At 40.7% G+C, this 20,768-nt stretch carries 13 protein-coding genes; 8 read left to right on the forward strand and 5 right to left on the reverse strand.

Features of this window, described 5'->3' with window-relative positions:
- Positions 1 to 56: 56 nt before the first annotated feature.
- The 4 genes from H5201_RS07460 to nadC all read right to left on the reverse strand — a co-directional run bounded on the left by H5201_RS07460 (position 57) and on the right by nadC (position 5,137).
- Positions 57 to 1,283, reverse strand: coding sequence for a type II secretion system F family protein (locus H5201_RS07460; protein WP_182740909.1), 1,227 nt, complete (start codon positions 1,281 to 1,283; stop codon positions 57 to 59).
- Between the two features lie 6 nt (positions 1,284 to 1,289).
- On the reverse strand, positions 1,290 to 3,242 hold the full coding sequence (locus H5201_RS07465; RefSeq protein WP_182740910.1) for a sulfatase-like hydrolase/transferase: 1,953 nt from the start codon (positions 3,240 to 3,242) through the stop codon (positions 1,290 to 1,292).
- Between the two features lie 84 nt (positions 3,243 to 3,326).
- On the reverse strand, positions 3,327 to 3,755 hold the full coding sequence (locus H5201_RS07470; protein ID WP_220491397.1) for a pilin: 429 nt from the start codon (positions 3,753 to 3,755) through the stop codon (positions 3,327 to 3,329).
- A gap of 536 nt (positions 3,756 to 4,291) precedes the next feature.
- Positions 4,292 to 5,137, reverse strand: coding sequence for a carboxylating nicotinate-nucleotide diphosphorylase (nadC, locus tag H5201_RS07475; RefSeq protein ID WP_182784112.1), 846 nt, complete (start codon positions 5,135 to 5,137; stop codon positions 4,292 to 4,294).
- Positions 5,138 to 5,836: 699 nt separating this feature from the next.
- Between nadC and ampD the strand changes: the two genes are divergently transcribed.
- The 8 genes from ampD (at position 5,837) to H5201_RS07515 (ending at position 16,730) form a co-directional block, all read left to right on the forward strand.
- Positions 5,837 to 6,382, forward strand: coding sequence for a 1,6-anhydro-N-acetylmuramyl-L-alanine amidase AmpD (ampD, locus tag H5201_RS07480; RefSeq protein ID WP_182718484.1), 546 nt, complete (start codon positions 5,837 to 5,839; stop codon positions 6,380 to 6,382).
- Positions 6,383 to 6,409: 27 nt separating this feature from the next.
- Entirely contained in the window at positions 6,410 to 7,261 is an 852-nt protein-coding gene (gene ampE, locus H5201_RS07485; RefSeq protein WP_182784114.1) for a beta-lactamase regulator AmpE, read from the forward strand.
- A 725-nt stretch (positions 7,262 to 7,986) separates the two neighbouring features.
- Positions 7,987 to 8,736, forward strand: coding sequence for a pyruvate dehydrogenase complex transcriptional repressor PdhR (pdhR, locus tag H5201_RS07490; protein ID WP_182718482.1), 750 nt, complete (start codon positions 7,987 to 7,989; stop codon positions 8,734 to 8,736).
- Positions 8,737 to 8,850: 114 nt separating this feature from the next.
- Entirely contained in the window at positions 8,851 to 11,517 is a 2,667-nt protein-coding gene (gene aceE, locus H5201_RS07495; RefSeq protein WP_182731558.1) for a pyruvate dehydrogenase (acetyl-transferring), homodimeric type, read from the forward strand.
- Positions 11,518 to 11,527: 10 nt separating this feature from the next.
- Complete coding sequence (gene aceF, locus H5201_RS07500) at positions 11,528 to 13,435, forward strand: pyruvate dehydrogenase complex dihydrolipoyllysine-residue acetyltransferase (RefSeq protein ID WP_182784117.1); 1,908 nt, start codon at positions 11,528 to 11,530, stop codon at positions 13,433 to 13,435.
- 195 nt (positions 13,436 to 13,630) lie between these two features.
- Positions 13,631 to 15,058: a dihydrolipoyl dehydrogenase gene (gene lpdA / locus H5201_RS07505; RefSeq protein WP_145235220.1), complete on the forward strand. Its 1,428-nt coding sequence runs from the start codon at positions 13,631 to 13,633 to the stop codon at positions 15,056 to 15,058.
- Positions 15,059 to 15,397: 339 nt separating this feature from the next.
- Complete coding sequence (locus H5201_RS07510) at positions 15,398 to 16,087, forward strand: tRNA-uridine aminocarboxypropyltransferase (protein WP_182718479.1); 690 nt, start codon at positions 15,398 to 15,400, stop codon at positions 16,085 to 16,087.
- Between the two features lie 196 nt (positions 16,088 to 16,283).
- Positions 16,284 to 16,730, forward strand: coding sequence for an REP-associated tyrosine transposase (locus H5201_RS07515; protein WP_182718478.1), 447 nt, complete (start codon positions 16,284 to 16,286; stop codon positions 16,728 to 16,730).
- A gap of 960 nt (positions 16,731 to 17,690) precedes the next feature.
- Here the strand turns inward: H5201_RS07515 and rapA are convergent.
- Complete coding sequence (gene rapA, locus H5201_RS07520) at positions 17,691 to 20,585, reverse strand: RNA polymerase-associated protein RapA (RefSeq protein ID WP_182784119.1); 2,895 nt, start codon at positions 20,583 to 20,585, stop codon at positions 17,691 to 17,693.
- Positions 20,586 to 20,768 lie beyond the last annotated feature (183 nt).

The following is a 20,768-nucleotide window of genomic DNA, read 5'->3' on the forward strand; positions in this document are numbered from 1 at the left end:
ACAGCTTACAACTTACAACTTACAACTTACAACTTACAACTTACAGCTTACAACTTTTATACAACTGCACCAAGTTGGAAAATAGGTAAGTACATGGCAATAATTAAACCGCCAATCAGTACGCCTAGTACCGCCATAATAAGCGGCTCTAATAGGCTTGATAAACCATCTACCGCATCATCCACTTCTTGCTCATAAATAGTGGCGACTTTTGCTAGCATGCCATCTAAAGAGCCTGACTCTTCACCTATAGCGACCATTTGTATCACCATATCGGGGAATATTTTTGAGTTGCGCATCGCCCAGTTCATTTGATTACCCGAGCTTACTTCAGCTTTGATATCTAAAATAGCATAACGATAAACTGCGTTACCTGAAGCGCCTGCAGCAGAGTCCAGCGCATCAACCAGTGGTACACCTGCCGCGAAGGTGGTCGAAAGTGTACGGGCATAACGCGCCACCGCAGCTTTATTTAAAATCATACCAATTACTGGGAGCTTCAAAATTGCGCGATCGGTGGCGTCCCTGAGTTTTTTACTTTTTAGTAGCGCTTCCTTATAAGCCCAGCCAAAGCCTACGACTGCAATGAGCATCATCCACCAATATTCTTGCATAAACTCAGAAATACCTATCACCATTAAAGTAAACGCAGGGAGTTCTGCACCAAAGCCGGCAAAAATATCTTGAAATTGGGGTACTACAAAAATAAGCAGGATAGAGGTTACAATTAAAGCTACTACCAAAACAGCAATTGGGTAGAACATAGCTTTTTTAATTTTTGATTTCAGTGCTTCTGATTTTTCTTTATAGAGGGCAACGCGGTCGAATATTTTATCCAGTGCACCAGATTGCTCACCGGAGGCGACTAAATCACAATACAAATCATCAAAATAGCGAGGGTGTTTACGCAGTGCATCAGATAAAGCACCGCCGGCTTTTACTTCATCGCCAATAGTTTCCATTAGCTTTGCAACGCTTTTGTTTGTTGATCCGGTGCCTATCATTTCGATTGATTGAATAAGGGGCACACCTGCCATTAACATAGTGGCAATTTGCCGCGTAACTAAAGCAATATCTTTTGGCGTAATAGCCTGCATACGCACGCCGAACAAAGGCTTTGCTTTACGTTTAACTTTTGATGGCGTGATGCCTTGTTTACGTAATTGGGCTTTGACTAAAGCAATGCTAATGCCTGTCATTTCACCTTCAAGACGTTTACCTCGAGCGCTAACGCCTATCCAGCTAAATGTATCGCTTTTATTTTGTTCGTTTTTTTTAGCCATGCTACGTTAGTGCTCCCACTTCTTATATATTTCTTTGAGGAATTGTTCAGGCTTAGAACATTGTTCTATAAGGCCTCTGTCAACATCTGCCTCGTATTTTTTACACAATTTTAGAAACATTTTTCGTATAATCTCTTTGTCTTTATACATAGAAGCTGGCTGCCATTGATTTAACTTATGCTCAACAAATATAAGATCATCTTTTATATCGGGGTAGATAGCTAAAGAAAATTCTTTGTACATTATACTCCTCTGCTTAGAGCTCAAAGCCGCAGCATATATTTCAGGTTTTACTATTACTTTACCGTTATCATTGATGGTATAAAATTTAATTCCATTTGCAAGTGTCTGTATTTTATTAATTCGATTTTTAGACAAAACTATAGGGTTAATGGAGCTTTCTAGAAATAAAGGTCTTTCATTGTCTACCTCATTAATAACGTACCCATCTTGATGATTATTACTGATATTTAAACACTTTAAAACGGTTGGCGTTATATCTAATAGAGAATACTTACTACCTTTGTTAGGTTTGAAAAGCTCTTCACACTTGCTTGCTTTACCAAACAATCTAGCTGATAAATAAACATTGAATTGGGATTGTGATAAAACATTAGTTCCATGCCCTGCTGAGTTAGTTTCAAATGATGCAAACTCATATTTTGGCTTTGGTCCATCATTATCCGAACCAAAACTTTCACCATGGTCTGATAGCAATATGACGATAGCGTTTCTAAGTAACCCTTTTTTTTGTAATATATCAAGTAATTCAGCTAGCTGCTTATCAACGGAGTTTAGCATTGCTTTATACATATATTGATACGCAAAATCAGGATCAAATTTTTCATTACTTAAATAAACAGGTCGATTGTAGCTAAAAGGGTAGTGCGGTAATGTAAAATGAGTTGCTAAAAACAATCCTTTATTCTTATAACCATCCAAATTCAAATCAATATCACTTGTAAAGTTAGATGGGATATAGGTTTTGTGAGCAGCTCTATTAGATCTTATAAATGGGAAAATAGTATTAATTACAGGTATTTGTGTTGCCAATGCTACCTGTGGAAGTTGAGATAAATTTGATAAAATAAACTCTGCTGCGTTTGCTGGCGGACCTATTACTTTAGAGAAACCTTGATCTTTATCTATGTTACTAAACCTTCTTTCATCTTGGGCAAAGATTGTTTTGTAATTTTCTTTTAAAAGTATATTACCTATGAAGTCTTGGTTATTAAGTTGATTCAGATCCGTTAAGTTAAATCTAATATTTGTATTCGTTGGGTGAATACCAGTTAAAATACCAGTCCATGATGGGAATGTTCTGGCAATTGGTGTGGATGTATTTGGAATTTCAATTGAGTTCTTAGTCCAATTATATAAGAAAGGAGTTAAATGGTGTGAGTTGTAATCAGGGCGTAATGAATCAATTCCTATATAAAAGACATTTATTTTATTACTTTCCTGAATGACATTTGAATTATCTAAATATATTTTTTTAAAAGGTATTGTGGATATTGTTAACGTAATAAATAAGCAAGCTAATTTTTTTGTTTTATTCAGCTTGTTTATACCGTAAAAAAATATTAATACGATAAATGTGCTGCTTATAAACAGGGTGTAGATTGCAACGTTCTCATTTATTGATGTTTCTAGTAGTGGGAAATAAAGACTGCTTAATGAGATTGTAAATGTAATTATACAAAACCAAGTTATTAAAAATGATTTTTTATTACCTATAGGTAAGCTTTTATTTAAGAACGTGACAAAAAACGCAATAATTATATGAATTAAAATTACAATAAAAAATGATGCTGTAACTTCAAAAATAAAGACTTTATTTATAATTGTATTAAAAACCATACTTTCAGATTCTATACTTTTCATATGGAATAAACTTGAAAAAACATACCCCATAGATAAAAACAGGATACAGATACTAAATAGTACGTTTTTTTTCATAAGTGAGGCTTAATCTTATAATTTACATTATAAAAAGCCTTGCAAATGCAAGGCTTTTTATAATAGTTGGTGACGAGTGATTGCTTAACGGCAATTAGCTGGGCGTAATTTACTAGGTAAAGTACCAGAACAAGCCCATTTAATTGAGCCACTTTCATCTTTTGGGATTAAGGTTAAAGTACCTGAGCCAACTTTTGTATTGTCAAAAACTACTGTAATTTTACCAGCAGAACCTACAGTAACAGAGGTAACAGCATTGCCTACAATTTTGCTGGCAGCTTCAATTCCTGCTTTTGAGTTGGATGTTGGGAATGTACCTGTAGAAGAAAATGTCTCAGTTACAGCCGCTTTAGCACCTGCAGCCAAGCTCATACCTTCACTTACATGTGCACGCTTTGTATAATCTTGATACGCAGGCAACGCGACTGCTGCCAAAATACCGATGATTGCTACTACAATCATTAATTCAATTAGGGTAAAACCCTTTTGACTTTGTTGTGTCATTTTTTCCATGTTCCTCTCCTAAAGGATAGTGTTTTTTGTAAGCTAAATAAATTATGTTAGTAAAGTGTGTAATCACGTTAGCTATTGTAACTGCTTTATCTTACGGTTTTTTTAAAATCGTTAAATTACTAATACCTAACCCAGTGCCTAGCTAAATAATGCTGAGTAGGTTTTAGCAGCTATTAAAATTACTCTGTAAGAACTACTTTAGCACTAAAGCTGCTGATTGAAAGCGGCTTTGACTGCATTTCATCGAATTTTAAAAACTTTCTTCACCCACTACTTAGTTTCAATGTTGTTTATTTAACTCATAGCTTTCATCAAAGTAGCCATGCGGTGTAAAACAATACCCGAAAGTAGTTCTTTAGAATTGGTTGAAAGTTAATTCATTCATCCTAGAGGCTTACATTAGCACTATTTCGTATTATATAAAGCACTAAAATTAACATTTTGTTACAGTGTAAGCCTTTCGGCGTATTTAATGCTTTTTTAATCAGTTTGTCAACGCATTAGGGAAACATAATATTTGTTATTTAGTTTGATTATTACTCAAAACGCATTGACAAATCGATTGACTGTAAATTTTTTGTAAGTGCCCCGCTGGATATAAAATCAACCCCAGCCTGTGAGTAGGTGCGCAGTGTTTCTAGGGTCATATTACCCGAAACTTCTAATTTAGCGCGCTTATCGGTCAGTACTACTGCTTGTTGAATTTGCTCAATGCTAAAGTTATCCAGCATTATAATATCAGCACCGGCTATAATGGCTTGATCTAGCTCAATAAGTGATTCGACTTCTACTTCTACCGGTTTAGTTGGATGATTAAGTTTTGCTTGCGCTACGGCTTTATCGATGCCACCGCAGGCGGCAATGTGGTTTTCTTTAATTAAAAACGCATCAAATAAGCCAATGCGATGATTTGCGCCACCGCCACATTTGACCGCGTACTTTTGTAATGCACGTAGGCCCGGAATGGTTTTACGGGTATCGAGTAGTTGGGTGTGGGTGCCACTGAGTTCTTTAACATAATGCGCTGTAGTGGTTGCTGTACCTGACAAGGTTTGAACAAAATTAAGTGCGGTACGTTCAGCTGTTAAAATAGCGCGGGCAGAACCTATTGCTGTAAATAAGGTATCGTTAGCTTTAACTGTATCACCATCATTTACCAATACATTAACTGCTACACTCGGATCAACTTGTTTGAATACTTCTAAGATAATGTCTTTACCGCAAAACACGCAATCTTCACGAGTGATCACTTTGGCATTAGCGTGCTGCGCCGCTGGAATTAATTGCGCGGTGATGTCGCCTTGTTCGGCTGTTTGGTAATTTAAATCTTCATCAAGGGCAAGTTTAACCAATTGGCTTAAAAGGCTGTGTGGGATAGACATTATAAAAGCTCATTATAATTAGGAAATTGCACAAATTTTACATGGTTTGAAAGTGAAAGAGAAGGCTGAAGCTATAAGTTTGATTAGGTTCTAGAGAGTGAGGTTCTAGGTTTTAGGAAGTGACTAGATGCTAGGGCATATTCGAAGCTCGTCGCTCGAAGCCCGCGGCATTTGTTCTTATCATTGTGCAAAAGTTTTTTAGTGATTTATTCACCACAGAGATCATCGAGCTCACAGAGGAAAAACCAATAGGTAATAGTGATTAACTTTACTTTTGTCTTCTCGGTGTAGCAAAGCGCCTCGGTGGGCTCGGTGGTGAAATAGTGTGTCTGTGTAAATGTAAAAACAGTCGCGAGGTAAACTCGCTGCTACCAATGCGTAGGTGCGGGTTTACCCCGCGCAATTAAAATTTATTCACAAAGAGGATAAGAGGCGCCGCGCATTAGAGGAAAATAGGAACTAGGTTCTAGGGAAGTGACTAGCTCTAGGTGAACTTACAGCCCGCAGCTCGTTACCCGTAGCCCGTGGCTTTCTCTTCTCGGTGGTGAAATTGGTTTGTCTATGGAAATGTAGAAACAATCGCGAGGTAAACTCGCTGCTACCGGCGCAAAACAATGAAAGTGCTTTGCTGTTATTCTACTTGGAAATCTATTAGCATCTGACTATGCATTTATTTACAGGCCATTATGAATATAAACTATGAAAATAAACTCTTTTGGTGTTGTTAGTACCGCTATCCAGCGACCAAGTACGCATTTTGATGAGCGCCCACTAGGTGAGGAAATATCTTTATTAGTGATTCATAATATTTCCTTGCCAGCAGGGCAGTTTGCCACGCCGTTTGTGGATGATTTGTTTATGGGATGTATTGATTGCCAAGCACACCCTAGCTTTGCTGATTTAAAGGGGTTGAGAGTTTCAGCACATTGTTTTATCAAACGCAGCGGTGAAATAGTTCAGTATGTGCCTTTTAGTAAACGTGCTTGGCATGCTGGCCAGTCTGAGTTTTTAGGACGTAGTCAGTGTAATGATTTTAGTATTGGTATTGAGCTTGAAGGTACAGATACAACGGCGTATACCCAAAATCAATATAATGCATTACAATCCTTAACTAAGACATTGATATATAAATACCCAGCTATCACTCGCGAGCGTATTGTTGGCCATTGTCACATTGCATCAGGGCGAAAAACAGACCCTGGAGACAGTTTTGATTGGAATCATTATTTTGCTGCTATATTTTAACTAGCGCCAATTTGGAAAGAGAAAAGTATGATCTTAATTTCTATAATAATAGCTCTGATATTAGAGCGTTTAGGTGCCCGATCTGATTATTGGCAAATAAGCTATTACGCGCAAGGCTATTTAACACGTTCAAAAAAACAGCTTGGCGAGCAAGGTCTATTCAATTCGCCTGCGGGATTTATTATTTGGTTGTGTTTGCCGGTATTACTTGTGGCGGTTATTTTTACCTTATCTGATTTTGTATTATGGCAGTTAGCCATTAATGTGGCTGTGCTGCTGGTTTGCTTTGGCTGTGCTAAACAACGTGCTTTATATAAGTCCTATTTAAATGCGCTAACCCGTGATGATCAGCAAGCGGCAACCTTATATGCACTGCAAATGGGGCAAAAGAAAACGGAAGAGCAAAAAGGCGGTGAAACCTTTGGACAAACGTTGGCTTGGGTAAACTTTCGTTTTTATTGTGCAGTTATTTTTTGGTTTGTAATATTAGGCGTACCTGGCGCGACCTTTTATGCATTAGTACGTACTTTTGCTGATTTAGTGCAGAACGACCATAAAGTTGTGTATGCCAAACGTTTTAAACTTATTCATTCATTATTATTTTGGCTTGATTGGTTACCAGCCAGAATCGCCAGCTTTGGTTATCTAGTAATAGGTAACTTTAATAAAGGCACCAGTTGCTGGCTGCATTATGCACTCGATTTTACAGTGAGTAACCGTAAAGTGGTTACTAATACCGCGCTTGCCGCAGAGCAAATAGAACAGCAACATTTTGGTTGCGCGTATGAAGCAACTTGTATGATGAAGCTTGTAAAACGAAATGTGTTGTTTTACTTGGTGTTGATTGCCTTGTTTACTTTATTTGGTGGTTTAGCGTAAATAAACAGGTGCTAGGTTTTAGGGAAGTAATTGTCGCGAGGTAAACTCGCTGCTACCCGCGCAATTAAAATTTATTCACAAAGAGGTTAAGAGTCGCTGCGCTTTAGAGAAGTAACTATAAAAGTAGTGGCTAGGTGTTTGAGTCTATTCGCAGCTCGAAGCCTGTGGCGTTTTTTTCATTTGCGCTCATTCACTTATCTTTGTGCAAAAGTCTTTTAGTGATTTATTCACCACAGAGAGCACCGAGTTAATAGAGGAAAAACCTGTTAGTAATTAACTTTACTTTTGTATTCTCTGTGTAGCGCGTAGCGCCTCCTGCCCTCAGTGGTGAAATTGGCTGTCTATGTAAATGTAGAAACAGTCGCGAGGTAAACTCGCTGCTACCAATGCGTAGGCGCGGGTTTACCCCGCGCAGTTTAATTTATTATATAGTACACTTCGAGTTCAAAAAAACTCGCCCACTAGTTTTTGATTGTCTGGTCAGACCATTGTGTTTTTTTATAAAATTCCTTCCTAAACACTGGCTTTATCTCATACTGTTTGATCTTTGTGCAAAATACGTTAGGGTGTTTTTTAAGGTGCGTCGCAGCGAAATTGACAGCAAACTTGCTTTTTGATAACGTATGGCTCAAATTTGGTATGACCAATTTACCTTTTGGTCTAGTCTCTGGGCACAAACTTGGATTTTTCAGGTTACATTTCCACTACAATGCGGACGTTGATTAATGTCTTTAAAGATTAAAGCAGCAAAACTATCGGATGTTATTTTACAGCAACTTGAGAACATGATTCTTGAGGGCTCATTAGCACCGGGTGAGAAACTGCCGCCAGAGCGTGAATTAGCCAAACAATTTGAAGTGTCTCGCCCTTCATTACGTGAAGCCATTCAAAAGCTAGAGGCAAAAGGCTTAGTAACGCGACGTCAAGGTGGCGGAACGTTTGTAAAAAATCAGCTAGAAGAAGGGCTCACTGATCCGTTATTTGACTTGATCAGTAAACATCCTGAATCACAGTTTGATTTATTAGAGTTTCGTCATGCTCTCGAAGGGATTGCAGCTTATTATGCTGCGCTTCGTGGTACTAGCACTGACTTTGCTAAAGTTAAGCAAAGCTTTGAATGCATTGCATTAGCTAATGATGATTTACTACAAAAAGCCAAAGCAATTAACGCGTTTCACTTTAGTGTGGCAGAAGCCTCGCATAATGTGGTGTTACTGCATTTAGTGCGCGGTATGCGGGCATTGCTTGAGCAAAATGTTTTACAAAATTTAACGGTATTGTTAGAGAAGCCGCATATTAGTTCGCGCTTAGCTGAGCACCGCCGTTTATTGATGGATGCAGTGATTGAAGGGAATCCAGAGCAGGCGCGACTTGCCAGTAATGCTCACTTAGCTTTCATTGAAGAAGCGTTATTGGAAGCAGGTAAAGAGCATTCACGAATTGAGCGTAGTTTAAGACGCACAAAGCAAAATTAAGTAACAAAAAACTAAGTTAAAGATAAATAATTTAAGCAAGTGCTGTATATGGCAACACGATTACCACAGTGCTAATTAAGAACATTCGTATTTTAAACATAAGGAAACCTCCATATGTCTGAAGTCAATAAAATTGACGTAGACGCGCTAGAAACACAAGAGTGGTTACAAGCTCTTGAATCAGTTGTGCGTGAAGAAGGTGTTGAACGTGCTCAGTTTTTACTTGAGCAAGTATTAGAGCAAGCCCGTTTAGACGGTGTTGATATGCCAACAGGTATCAACACAAACTACGTTAATACGATCCCGGTAGATCAAGAACCTGCTTACCCAGGGGACGTAAACCTTGAGCGCCGTATTCGTTCTATTATTCGTTGGAACGCAATCATGATTGTATTGCGTGCTTCGAAAAAAGACCTCGACCTAGGCGGCCATATGGCGTCTTACCAGTCATCAGCGGCGTTTTATGAAGTATGTTTTAACCATTTCTTCAAAGCCCCAAATGATGTAGACGGCGGTGACTTAGTTTATTATCAAGGTCATATTTCTCCGGGTATTTATGCACGTGCATTTGTTGAAGGTCGTTTATCTGCTGCGCAGCTTGATAACTTCCGTCAAGAAGTTGATGGCGAAGGTTTACCATCTTACCCACACCCTAAATTAATGCCTGAATTCTGGCAGTTCCCTACGGTATCTATGGGTCTTGGTCCTATCGCGTCTATTTACCAAGCGCGCTTCTTAAAGTACCTAGATGGTCGTGGCTTAAAAGACACTAAAAACCAACGTGTATACGCGTTTTTAGGCGATGGCGAAATGGATGAGCCAGAATCGCGTGGCGCTATTTCTTTTGCTGCCCGTGAAAAACTAGACAACCTTTGTTACTTAATTAACTGTAACTTACAGCGCCTAGATGGCCCAGTAATGGGTAATGGTAAAATCATTCAAGAGCTTGAAGGTCTATTCAAAGGCGCTGGCTGGAATGTGATCAAGCTAGTGTGGGGCAGCGGCTGGGATATCCTACTAGCTAAAGACACTACGGGTAAGTTATTGCAATTGATGAACGAAACAGTCGATGGTGATTACCAAACTTATAAAGCTAAAAATGGCGCGTACGTACGTGAGCATTTCTTTGGTCGTTACCCTGAAACAGCAGCACTTGTTGCTGATATGACAGATGACGAAATCTTCGCGCTTAAGCGTGGTGGTCATGAGCCATCAAAATTATTCGCTGCATTCAAAAAAGCAGAAGAGACCAAAGGTCGCCCAACAGTTATCCTAGCTAAAACTGTAAAAGGTTACGGCATGGGTGAAGCGGCTGAAGGTAAGAATATTGCTCACCAAGTGAAAAAAATGGACATGTCACACGTTGCCCATTTACGTTCACGTTTAGGTCTTGATGATTTAGTATCTGAAGAGCAACTTGCAGAACTTCCTTATTTAACACTTGAAGAAGGTTCGGCTGAGCACAAGTACTTACATGCTCGCCGTGATGCACTTAAAGGTTATACGCCAAAACGTATTCCTAACTTTACTGAAAAGTTAGTACTGCCAGAAGTAGAAGCATTTAAGCCATTACTTGAAGAGCAAAAGCGTGATATCTCTACCACTATGGGCTTTGTTCGTGCACTTAATATCTTATTGAAAGATAAAGGTATTGGTAAAAACATCGTACCAATTATTGCCGATGAAGCGCGTACCTTTGGTATGGAAGGTTTATTCCGTCAAATCGGTATTTATAACCCGCATGGCCAAAACTATACGCCGCAAGACCGTGATATCGTTTCTTACTACAAAGAAGCAACATCGGGTCAAGTATTGCAAGAAGGTATCAACGAGTTAGGTGCAATGTCATCGTGGGTTGCTGCGGCAACATCATACAGCACTAACGATTTACCAATGATCCCATTCTATATCTACTATTCAATGTTCGGTTTCCAACGTGTTGGCGACATGGCATGGATGGCGGGTGACCAACAAGCACGTGGTTTCTTATTAGGTGCTACTGCTGGTCGTACAACATTAAACGGTGAAGGTCTACAGCACGAAGATGGTCACAGCCATATTCTTGCTAACACAGTACCTAACTGTATCTCTTACGATCCAACATACGCTTACGAAGTAGCGGTTATTGTTCAAGATGGTATTCGTCGTATGTACGGTGAAGATCAAGAAAATATTTACTACTACCTAACGCTTATGAACGAAAACTATGCACAACCTGCTATGCCAGAAGGTGCTGAAGAAGGTATTCGTAAAGGTATCTACAAGCTAGAAAGCTACGCAGGCAAAAAAGCCAACGTACAGCTATTAAGCTCAGGTACTATCATGACTGAAGTGCGTAAAGCAGCCGCGATTTTAAGTGATGATTACGGTATTGCATCTGATGTGTATTCAGTAACGTCGTTCAACGAATTAACTCGTGAAGGGCAAGATGTTGAGCGTTTCAATATGCTTAACCCTGAAAGCGAACAGAAGACTGCCTACATCACCAGTGTATTAAATGACTCAGTGACTGTTGCCGCAACGGATTACATGAAAAACTACGCAGAACAAGCGCGTTCATTCATTCCAAGCAGCAACTACAAAGTATTAGGTACCGATGGTTACGGTCGTTCTGATAGCCGTGAAAACCTTCGTCGTCACTTTGAAGTTAACGCCAGCTACGTAGTAGTTGCGACGTTATCTGAACTTGCTAAACGTGGTGAAGTTGAGAAGTCAGTTGTGGTTGAAGCACTTAAAAAGTTCAACATCGACACTAACAAACTTAATCCACTGTACGCATAAGAGGTTTGCAATGAGTATTGAAATTAAAGTACCAGATATCGGTGGCGATGAAGTCGAAGTAACCGAAATTCTAGTGAGCGTTGGTGACAAAGTTGACGTTGACCAATCATTACTAACTGTTGAGGGTGATAAAGCCTCAATGGAAGTACCTGCGGCACAAGCCGGTACTGTTAAAGAAATCAAAGTAAGCGTGGGCGACACGGTTACTACGGGTTCTTTAGTATTCTTGTTTGAAGGTGAAGAGCAAGCATCTAGCGAAGCGCCTGCAGAACCAGCAAAATCTGAAGATGCAGCACCTGCTGCGTCTTCAGGTTCAACAACTAAAGAAGTCACCGTACCAGATATCGGCGATGATGAAGTTGAAGTCACGGAAATCATGGTTGCTGTTGGCGACACTGTTGAAGAAGAACAATCTATCTTAAACGTTGAAGGCGACAAAGCGGCAATGGAAGTACCAGCGCCGTTTGCAGGTACTGTTAAAGAAATTAAAGTTGCCGCTGGCGATAAAGTAAAAACAGGCTCTTTAGTGTTTGTTTTTGAAGTGGCTGGTAGTGAGCCTGCAGCTGCGAAAGCAGAAACAGCGCCAGCTCAAGAGTCTGCGCCGGCACAAAGTTCAGCGCCAAGCAGTAAAGAAGTAAACGTGCCTGATATCGGCGGTGATGAGGTTGAAGTCACTGAAGTGATGGTTGCAGTAGGCGATAAGGTTACTGAAGATCAGTCAATCTTAAACGTTGAAGGCGACAAAGCGGCAATGGAAGTACCAGCACCATTTGCCGGTACTGTTAAAGAGATTAAAGTTGCTGCGGGCGATAAAGTATCGACCGGTTCACTTATCTTTGTATTTGAAGTGCAAGGCAGTGCACCTGCAGCTACCGCTGAAAAAACGGCTTCTGAATCTGCACCAGCAGCGAAAGCAGAATCAGCTCCAGCTCCACAAGCAGCGCCTGCAAAAGCGAGCAATGAAAGCTTTGAAAACAATAGTGCGTATGCTCATGCATCGCCAGTTGTTCGCCGCTTAGCCCGTGAGTTTGGTATTAACCTTGCGAACGTAAAAGGCTCAGGTCGTAAAAATCGCGTTGTGAAAGAAGACGTGCAAGACTATGTGAAGAACTTAGTTAAGCAAGTTGAGTCAGGCCAATTAGCGACAGCTTCTGGCAATGCTGGCGGTAGTGAGCTTGGTTTAATTCCATGGCCAAAAGTTGATTTTGCTAAATTTGGTGAAATCGAAGAGAAAAAACTATCTCGTATTCAAAAGCTATCGGGTAAAAACTTACACCGTAACTGGGTGCAAATTCCACATGTTACGCAGTTTGATGAAGCTGATATCACAACTCTTGAAGAGTTCCGTAAAGAGCAAAATGCCCTTAGCGAGAAGAAAAAGCTAGGTGTTAAAATCACCCCGCTGGTATTTGTAATGAAAGCAGCAGCGAAAGCACTTGCTGAGTTCCCTACATTTAACTCATCACTATCTAACGACGGTGAAAGCTTAATTCTTAAGAAGTACATCAATATCGGTGTTGCAGTTGATACGCCAAACGGTTTGGTTGTGCCAGTATTTAAAGATGTTGATAAGAAAGGCATCATTGAATTATCGCGTGAATTAATGGAAGTATCTGTTAAAGCGCGTGACGGTAAACTTACCTCGTCTGATATGCAAGGTGGCTGTTTTACAATTTCAAGCCTTGGTGGTATTGGCGGTACAGCCTTTACGCCAATCGTAAATGCCCCAGAAGTTGCTATTTTAGGTGTCTCTAAATCAGAAATTAAACCTAAGTGGAATGGCAAAGAGTTTGAACCAAAACTAATGGTTCCACTTTCTATGTCTTACGACCATAGGGTGATTGACGGTGCACTAGCGGCACGCTTTACTGTAACTTTAGCAAGTTACATGAGCGATATTCGCCAATTAGTAATGTAAGCAATTGCTGCATGTAGCGAAATAAATAGAATCAAATCCCAGCCAGTTGTTTTTTGCTGGGATTTTTACCATTTGCAATGATACAATATTTGTATATTTTGCATAAATTTTTGATCTGCTCTCCCTTTCTGCCTTGCAGAAACATGGCAGTTAAACTTTAGGGCAGTGTCCCGTTCAAACAATTAAGGTAAAAGCATGAGCAACGAATTAAAAACTCAAGTTGTTGTACTAGGCGGTGGTCCTGGTGGTTATTCTGCGGCTTTCCGTGCTGCTGACTTGGGCTTAGAAGTAACAGTAGTAGAATCTCGCGACACATTAGGCGGTGTATGTCTTAATGTTGGTTGTATTCCTTCGAAAGCACTTTTACACGTAGCTAAAGTAATTGATGATGCAGCAGAAATGTCATCTCATGGTGTTACTTTTGGCGCACCACAAATTGATTTAGATAAAATTCGTTCGTGGAAAGAGTCAGTTGTTAGCCAACTTACTGGTGGCCTAGACGGCATGGCTAAAATGCGTAAAGTTAAAGTGGTTTACGGTTACGGTAAATTCACAGGTAGCAACACGCTTGATGTTGAAGGCGCTGACGGTAAAACAACAATTACTTTTGATAACGCTATCATTGCTGCTGGTTCTAAACCTGTAAACTTACCTTTCATTCCTGAAGATGACCGCGTAATTGATTCAACCGGTGCACTAGAACTTAAAGACATCCCTGAAAAGCTATTAGTATTAGGTGGTGGTATTATTGGTCTTGAAATGGGTACTGTGTATCGCGCACTAGGTTCTGCAATCGACGTAGTTGAATTTGCTGACCAACTAGTACCAGCTGCTGATAAAGACATCATCAAGATTTACCAAAAATACGTAAGTGATAAATTTAACGTTATGCTATCAACTAAAGTTGTTGGCGTAGAAGCGAAAGATGACGGCTTATACGTTACATTTGAAGGTAAAAACGCACCAGCTGAACCAGTACGTTATGACAAAGTATTAGTTGCTGTTGGTCGTACACCAAACGGTAACTTATTAGATGCTGACAAAGCGGGTGTTAATGTTGATGAGCGTGGCTTCATTAATGTTGATAAGCAACTTAAAACTAACGTTGACCACATCTTCGCGATTGGTGACTTAGTTGGCCAACCTATGCTTGCGCACAAAGCGGTTCATGAAGGTCACGTTGCTGCTGAAGTTATCTCAGGTCAAAAACATTACTTTGATCCGAAATGTATTCCTTCAATTGCCTATACTGATCCAGAAATCGCTTGGGTTGGCGTAACTGAGAAAGAAGCAAAAGAGCAAGGCTTAAGCATTGAAACAGCTGTATTCCCATGGGCTGCATCAGGTCGTGCAATTGCATCTTCTCGTACTGAAGGTTCTACTAAACTGATCTTTGATAAAGAAAGTGGCCGTATTATCGGTGGTGCTATGATTGGTATTAACGCAGGTGAAATGCTGGGCGAAATCGGTCTAGGTATCGAAATGGGCGCTGACGGTGAAGATTTAGCATTAACTATTCATGCTCATCCAACATTGAACGAATCAATCGGTCTTGCAGCTGAAATATTTGAAGGTTCAATCACTGATTTACCAAACAAAAAAGCAGTTAAAAAGAAGAAGTAAGTTCTTTTAGTTAATTGTTTAAAAACCCAAGCCACGGCTTGGGTTTTTTGTTTTATAGGCGCGGGTGTGTAATACGTAATACCTTGTAGGCGCGGGTTTACCCCGCGCAATTAGATTAAAGTTCTTTCAGTGATTAATTGACCACCGAGAAGAAATAAGTGATTTTTACTTTGGTTTCTCTGTGTAGCGCGAAGCGCCTTTGTGCCCTCAGTGGTAAATAATGGGCTTTATCGCGAGGTAAACTCGCTGCTACCAATACGTAGGCGTGGGTTTACCCTGCGCAAATGTGTTATAATATCCGCCGAACAAATTTAGGTACTATTTTAGGTAATAAACCACGTGAATAAACGCTCTTCTAATTCAGTACTTACTTTGCGTGCCCAGCAAATTAGTGAATCTCGCCGTGAGTTTAATGCTCGTGGCGGTAAAATGGATCGCTGTGAGCGATGCTTAATCGCGAAGCATTACTGTATTTGTGACGGTGTGGAGCAGGCTGATAGTCAGGCGGCGGTATGCTTACTTATGTATCACAACGAGAGTTTTAAACCCTCTAATACAGGGCGATTAATTGCTGAAATTATTCCTGATAATCATGCTTTTCGTTGGGACAGGACTGATCCTGACGATAAACTATTAGCCTTATTAAATGACCCGCAATATCAACCTATGGTGATATTTCCTGCTACAGATGTTGAAGATACTGCACGCGTTATTACTGATGTACAACACCAGCCTAATAAACGTCCCTTGTTTATCTTTTTAGATGGCACATGGCGTGAAGCGAAAAAAATGATCCGCAAAAGCCCTTATCTCGATAATTTACCCGTGCTGTCGATCACCGCTGAAAAACTGTCTGACTATCGCTTACGGGTTGCCCCGCATGCTCACCAACTTGGCACTGCTGAAGTGGCCATTATGGTGTTAGCACTGGCAGGGGAGTCTGATGCAGCAACTAAGCTTGAACAGCATTTTATGAAGTTTCGCGACGCGTATTTGTTAGGAAAGCGCAATAAAGGCAGGCCGACGTAGGTTTTAGTTTATCCCGCGCAAATATATAATTTAGATGCTGGATAAAACTATGTTGCTTCTGTCGCGATGTAAAATCGCTGCTACGACTTTGTGATATCTCGTAGGCGCAGGTTTACCCCGCGCAAATGTGCGACAAAAAATTTAACAACATTCAAGCTATGAGCTATTTTTATACTTTACCTACAAGGATTGGTAGATGTATAAATCACAAAATCTAAGAAAAGGGCGGGTTTCTTTACCACATCACTTTTATGCTATTACCCTCGTTACACATAATCGCAGCAACTACTTTGTAAACTTGGATTTTAATCGTCACATTATAAAACAAATGCAATTATTAGAAGTACAAGAATACCTCAAATCTAATGCGTTTATTATTATGCCAAATCATATCCATTGGCAATTTCAGTTGCTCATTAACAGCCCCTTACCACAAATAATCCGTTGCTTTAAAGGACGAACTGCAGCCGCTTGCCGTGAATTCGGTATTTATAAATTATGGCAAAAAGGGTATTACGATCATTTAATTCGAGATGAAGATGATTTAGTTAAAAATGCGCGTTATATAATCGCGAATCCACTAAGAGCTGGTTTGGTTAAAAATGTTGCTGATTATCCATACTGGGATTGTGTTTATGTATGAGTCTAGCATTTTGGTGATGTAGGCGCGGGTTTACCCTGCGCAATTAGATTAAAGTTCGTTCAGTGATTAATTCACCACCGAGAACACAGAGAAGAAATAAGTGATTTTTTACTTTGGTTTCTCTGTGTAGCGCGAAGCGCCTTTGTGCCCTCAGTGGTAAATAATGGGCTTTATCGCGAGGTAAACTCGCTGCTACGAATGGGCAATATCTCGTAGGCGCGGGTTTACCCCGCGCAAATGCAAAATGTAAATACGGGATAAAATTCAGCCGTGGAACAACCCATGTCGCGATGTAAAATCGCTGCTACGAATGTGCAATATCTCGTAGGCGCGGGTTTACCCCGCGCAAATGAAAAATGTAAGAACGTTATAAAGCTCAGCTGCGGAACAACCCATGTCGCGATATGAAATCGCTGCTACGAATGGGCAATATCTCGTAGGCGCGGGTTTACCCCGCGCAATTAGATTAAAGTTCGTTCAGTGATTAATTCACCACCGAGAACACAGAGAAGAAATAAGTGATTTTTTACTTTGGTTTCTCTGTGTAGCGCGAAGCGCCTCTGTGCCCTCAGTGGTAAATAATGGGCTTTATCGCGAGGTAAACTCGCAGCTACCAATACGTAGGCGTGGGTGGTTTACCCCGCGTAAATGCAAAATGTAAATACGGGATAAAATTCAGCCGCGAAACAACTCCTGTCGCGATATAAAATCGCTGCTACAAATTTGTAATATCTTGTAGGCGCGGGTTTACCCCGCGCAAATGTAAAGTGTAAATACGGGATAAAATTCAGCCTCGAAACAACCTTTGTCGCGATGTAAAATCGCTGCAACGAATAGGCAATATCTTGTTGGCGTGGGTTTTCAGCGTAACATGTAATAAAAAAGCGCGCTGTAACTTAATACACCGCGCTTTTTTAAACTTAAAACTTACCGCTTATAACTTAAAGCTCAGCTCCCAAATCAATGTGATACCACAATTAAGCGAATGGCATCTAACTGCAACTGTGCTTTGCCGATATAACTTGTCAGCTCTGTGCGTTGCTTATCGTAGAAGGTAAGTTCTTCTTCACGGATATTAGGGTTGATCTGTTTCAGCGCCGCTAAACGCGCCTGCTCTTCACTGAGCGATTGTTGCATTTGCTCAAGCGCCGCAGTGCGAATGACTTCTAACTTAGTTTGCGCCATTTCTTGGGCGGTTTTAAGCATTGGGTGAATCGCACTTTGTAATGCGCCAGCTAGTTTACTGGCTGTTTGACGGCCTACCGCAGAAAGCTGCTGATTAAAGCCATCAAAGCCGACGTTATCAGCTAAGTTGTTGCTGGCTTTATCTAGCAAAATACGAATCGGCGTCGGCGGTAAAAAGCGGCCAACTTGCAGCGCTTTTGGTGCCATGGCTGCTGCTACGTAAATTAGCTCAACAAAAAAGGTACCTGGTGGTAATTTTTTGTTTTTAAGTAATGCGACTGACGCAGTACCAAAGTCATCATCACAGATCATGTCTAAGGTGCCTTGCACCATAGGGTGATCCCAGCTGATGAAATGCACATCTTCTTGTGCAAGTGCAGTGTCACGGTCAAATGTGACTGTCATGCCGTCGTCTTTTAAACTTGGGAATGACGGATTTAGCATATGCTCAGTTGGCTTTAAGATAATAGTATTTTCACCTTTGTCTTCTTGGCTAACGCCAAAGGTATCAAACACGTTGATCATATAACTTGGTAGTTCAAATTGGTTGTCTAGTTTTTCAATATCAACAACCAGCGAGTCTGCTGCACCTTGGCCCGATGAGTGTAACTCAAGCAAACGGTCACGGCCGCTTTCCATTTGTTTACGCAGCACTGCGTTTTGACCGGCTACTTGCTCTAGTAATGGCTCTAGCTCGTCTTCATCACAGTTATGGGCGGCAATAAACTCAAGTAGCTCATCTTTAAACTCTTTATACAAAAGTTGTCCGGTGCTTGAGGTGGTTTCAAAGGCATCTAAGCCTTCGTTATACCAACGCAGTAATACTTCTTGTGCGCTGCTTTCAAAGTACGGCACATGAATGTTGATATCTTGAGTTTGACCAATACGGTCGAGGCGACCAATACGCTGCTCAAGTAAGTCAGGGTTCAGTGGTAAATCAAATAACACTAAGTGATGAGCAAACTGGAAGTTACGACCCTCAGAGCCAATCTCAGAGCACAGCAATATTTGTGCGTTGTCGTACTCGTCAGCAAAAAACGCGGCGGCGCGGTCACGCTCAATAATTGTCATCCCTTCGTGGAACACAGAGGCTTTAATCGCTTCGCGTTCACGCAGGATTTGCTCAAGGCTGATTGCTGTTTCGGCTTTAGCACAAATAAGCAGGACTTTTTCGCGTTTAAGGGTTTTTAGGGTGTCGATCAACCATTCTACTCGAGGATCAAATTGTCCCCAGCTAGCGCTTTCGCCTTCAAACTCTTGGAATATTTTTTCAGGGAATAGGGCGCGTTGCGCGCTCAGCTCTGCATTTTTAATGCCGCTCATATTGCCCAATACTGAAATTGCCGTTTTATATTGTTTCGGCATCGCCATCGGGTAGGCGTGTAGTTTGCGACTAGGGTAGCCGTCAATGCCGCTACGGCTATTTCTAAATAAAATACGGCCTGTGCCATGGCGATCTAATAACATCGCCAAAATTTCTTTACGGGCAGCTGCGTCGCCATTTTGTGCTTGTTCAAGCACCGTTGTGATATCGGTTTCTTTTAATAGCTCAATTAGCGTGGCTTTGGCGCTGTCGTCTAGCGCTTGCTGTTGCAGTAACTGATTTGCAGCCTCTGCCACATGCTTATAGTTACTTTCTTCAGCAACAAAGGCATCGTAGTCATAAAAGCGATCAGGATCGAGTAACTGTAGGCGCGCAAAGTGGCTGCGGTGACCAAGTTGATCCGGTGTTGCCGTTAATAGTATTAGCCCTGGAATATCTTGGCTAAGCTCAGCCATACGTTGATATTCAGTGCTTGGTTTACCGTTGGTAATACTTAAATGATGCGCTTCATCAACAATCAGTAAATCCCAATCAGCCATTGTTGCTTGTTCAAACCAGCGTTTTTTCTTGGTTAAAAACTCAAGGCTAGTTAGTACTAACTGTTCAGTGTCGAATACATTTGGTGAGTCGGCAAAGGCTTCATCGCAACGCTCTTCATCAAAAATTGAAAAGTGTAAATTAAAGCGGCGCAGCATTTCAACTAACCACTGATGCTGTAAGTTCTCCGGCACTACGATGAGCACTCGGCTTGCGCGACCACTGATAATTTGTTGATGTAAAATCATCCCCGCTTCAATGGTTTTACCAAGGCCTACTTCATCAGACAATAACACTCGAGGAGCAAATCGTTTACCGACCTCTTGTGCAATATAAAGCTGATGCGGAATTAAGCTTGCGCGCTGGCCAATCAAACCCTTAATAGGTGATTGTTGGCGTTCAAACTGGTGTTGCCATGTTTGATAGCGCAATGTATAGCGATCAAAGCGGTCAACTTGGCCGGCAAATAAGCGATCTTGTGGTTTATTTAATTTGATGAAGTGATCTAAAAACGTTTCTTTTAATTGTGCTTTTTCACCGTTATCAATACGAGTGCCGTGATAACAAAGTAAATCACCGATAGGTTCAATTGACTCGACTTCAAGTTCCCATTCTTCAACGCTTTTGATCACATCACCAGGATTAAATGCCACGCGGGTAACCGGTGCTTCTAACATTGAGTAAACACGGTTTTCGCCACTGGCGGGAAATAAAATGCTGACCTGACGGCCCTCAAGGGCAACCACTGTGCCTAATCCTAAATCTGACTCTGTATCACTGATCCAACGCTGACCTAAGGAAAAATTCATGTATGTCTCGTCTATGAAGAAAAAGGCGGCTATGTTACCTGTTAGCTAACACCACTGCAAGGTGCGAACCAGCTGACTTTTAATTAATTTAATAACTGTGAATTATTCCTATTAAAGTTGCTGCAATAAGGATTAATTCAAAACAAAAAAAGGTTTGTCATAAAACAGACTTTTATGACATCT

The sequence above is a fragment of the Pseudoalteromonas sp. SG43-6 genome (assembly GCF_014164365.1).
In the GTDB taxonomy this organism is placed as follows: Bacteria; Pseudomonadota; Gammaproteobacteria; order Enterobacterales; family Alteromonadaceae; genus Pseudoalteromonas; species Pseudoalteromonas rhizosphaerae.

Excerpts from the sequence above, each read along its gene's own strand:
- H5201_RS07460 (WP_182740909.1), bottom strand. The coding sequence starts at position 1,283 with ATGGCTAAAAAAAACGAACAAAATAAAAGCGATACATTTAGCTGGATA.
- H5201_RS07465 (WP_182740910.1), bottom strand. The coding sequence starts at position 3,242 with ATGAAAAAAAACGTACTATTTAGTATCTGTATCCTGTTTTTATCTATG.
- H5201_RS07470 (WP_220491397.1), bottom strand. The coding sequence starts at position 3,755 with ATGGAAAAAATGACACAACAAAGTCAAAAGGGTTTTACCCTAATTGAA.
- nadC (WP_182784112.1), bottom strand. The coding sequence starts at position 5,137 with ATGTCTATCCCACACAGCCTTTTAAGCCAATTGGTTAAACTTGCCCTT.
- ampD (WP_182718484.1), top strand. The coding sequence starts at position 5,837 with ATGAAAATAAACTCTTTTGGTGTTGTTAGTACCGCTATCCAGCGACCA.
- ampE (WP_182784114.1), top strand. The coding sequence starts at position 6,410 with ATGATCTTAATTTCTATAATAATAGCTCTGATATTAGAGCGTTTAGGT.
- pdhR (WP_182718482.1), top strand. The coding sequence starts at position 7,987 with ATGTCTTTAAAGATTAAAGCAGCAAAACTATCGGATGTTATTTTACAG.
- aceE (WP_182731558.1), top strand. The coding sequence starts at position 8,851 with ATGTCTGAAGTCAATAAAATTGACGTAGACGCGCTAGAAACACAAGAG.
- aceF (WP_182784117.1), top strand. The coding sequence starts at position 11,528 with ATGAGTATTGAAATTAAAGTACCAGATATCGGTGGCGATGAAGTCGAA.
- lpdA (WP_145235220.1), top strand. The coding sequence starts at position 13,631 with ATGAGCAACGAATTAAAAACTCAAGTTGTTGTACTAGGCGGTGGTCCT.
- H5201_RS07515 (WP_182718478.1), top strand. The coding sequence starts at position 16,284 with ATGTATAAATCACAAAATCTAAGAAAAGGGCGGGTTTCTTTACCACAT.
- rapA (WP_182784119.1), bottom strand. The coding sequence starts at position 20,585 with ATGAATTTTTCCTTAGGTCAGCGTTGGATCAGTGATACAGAGTCAGAT.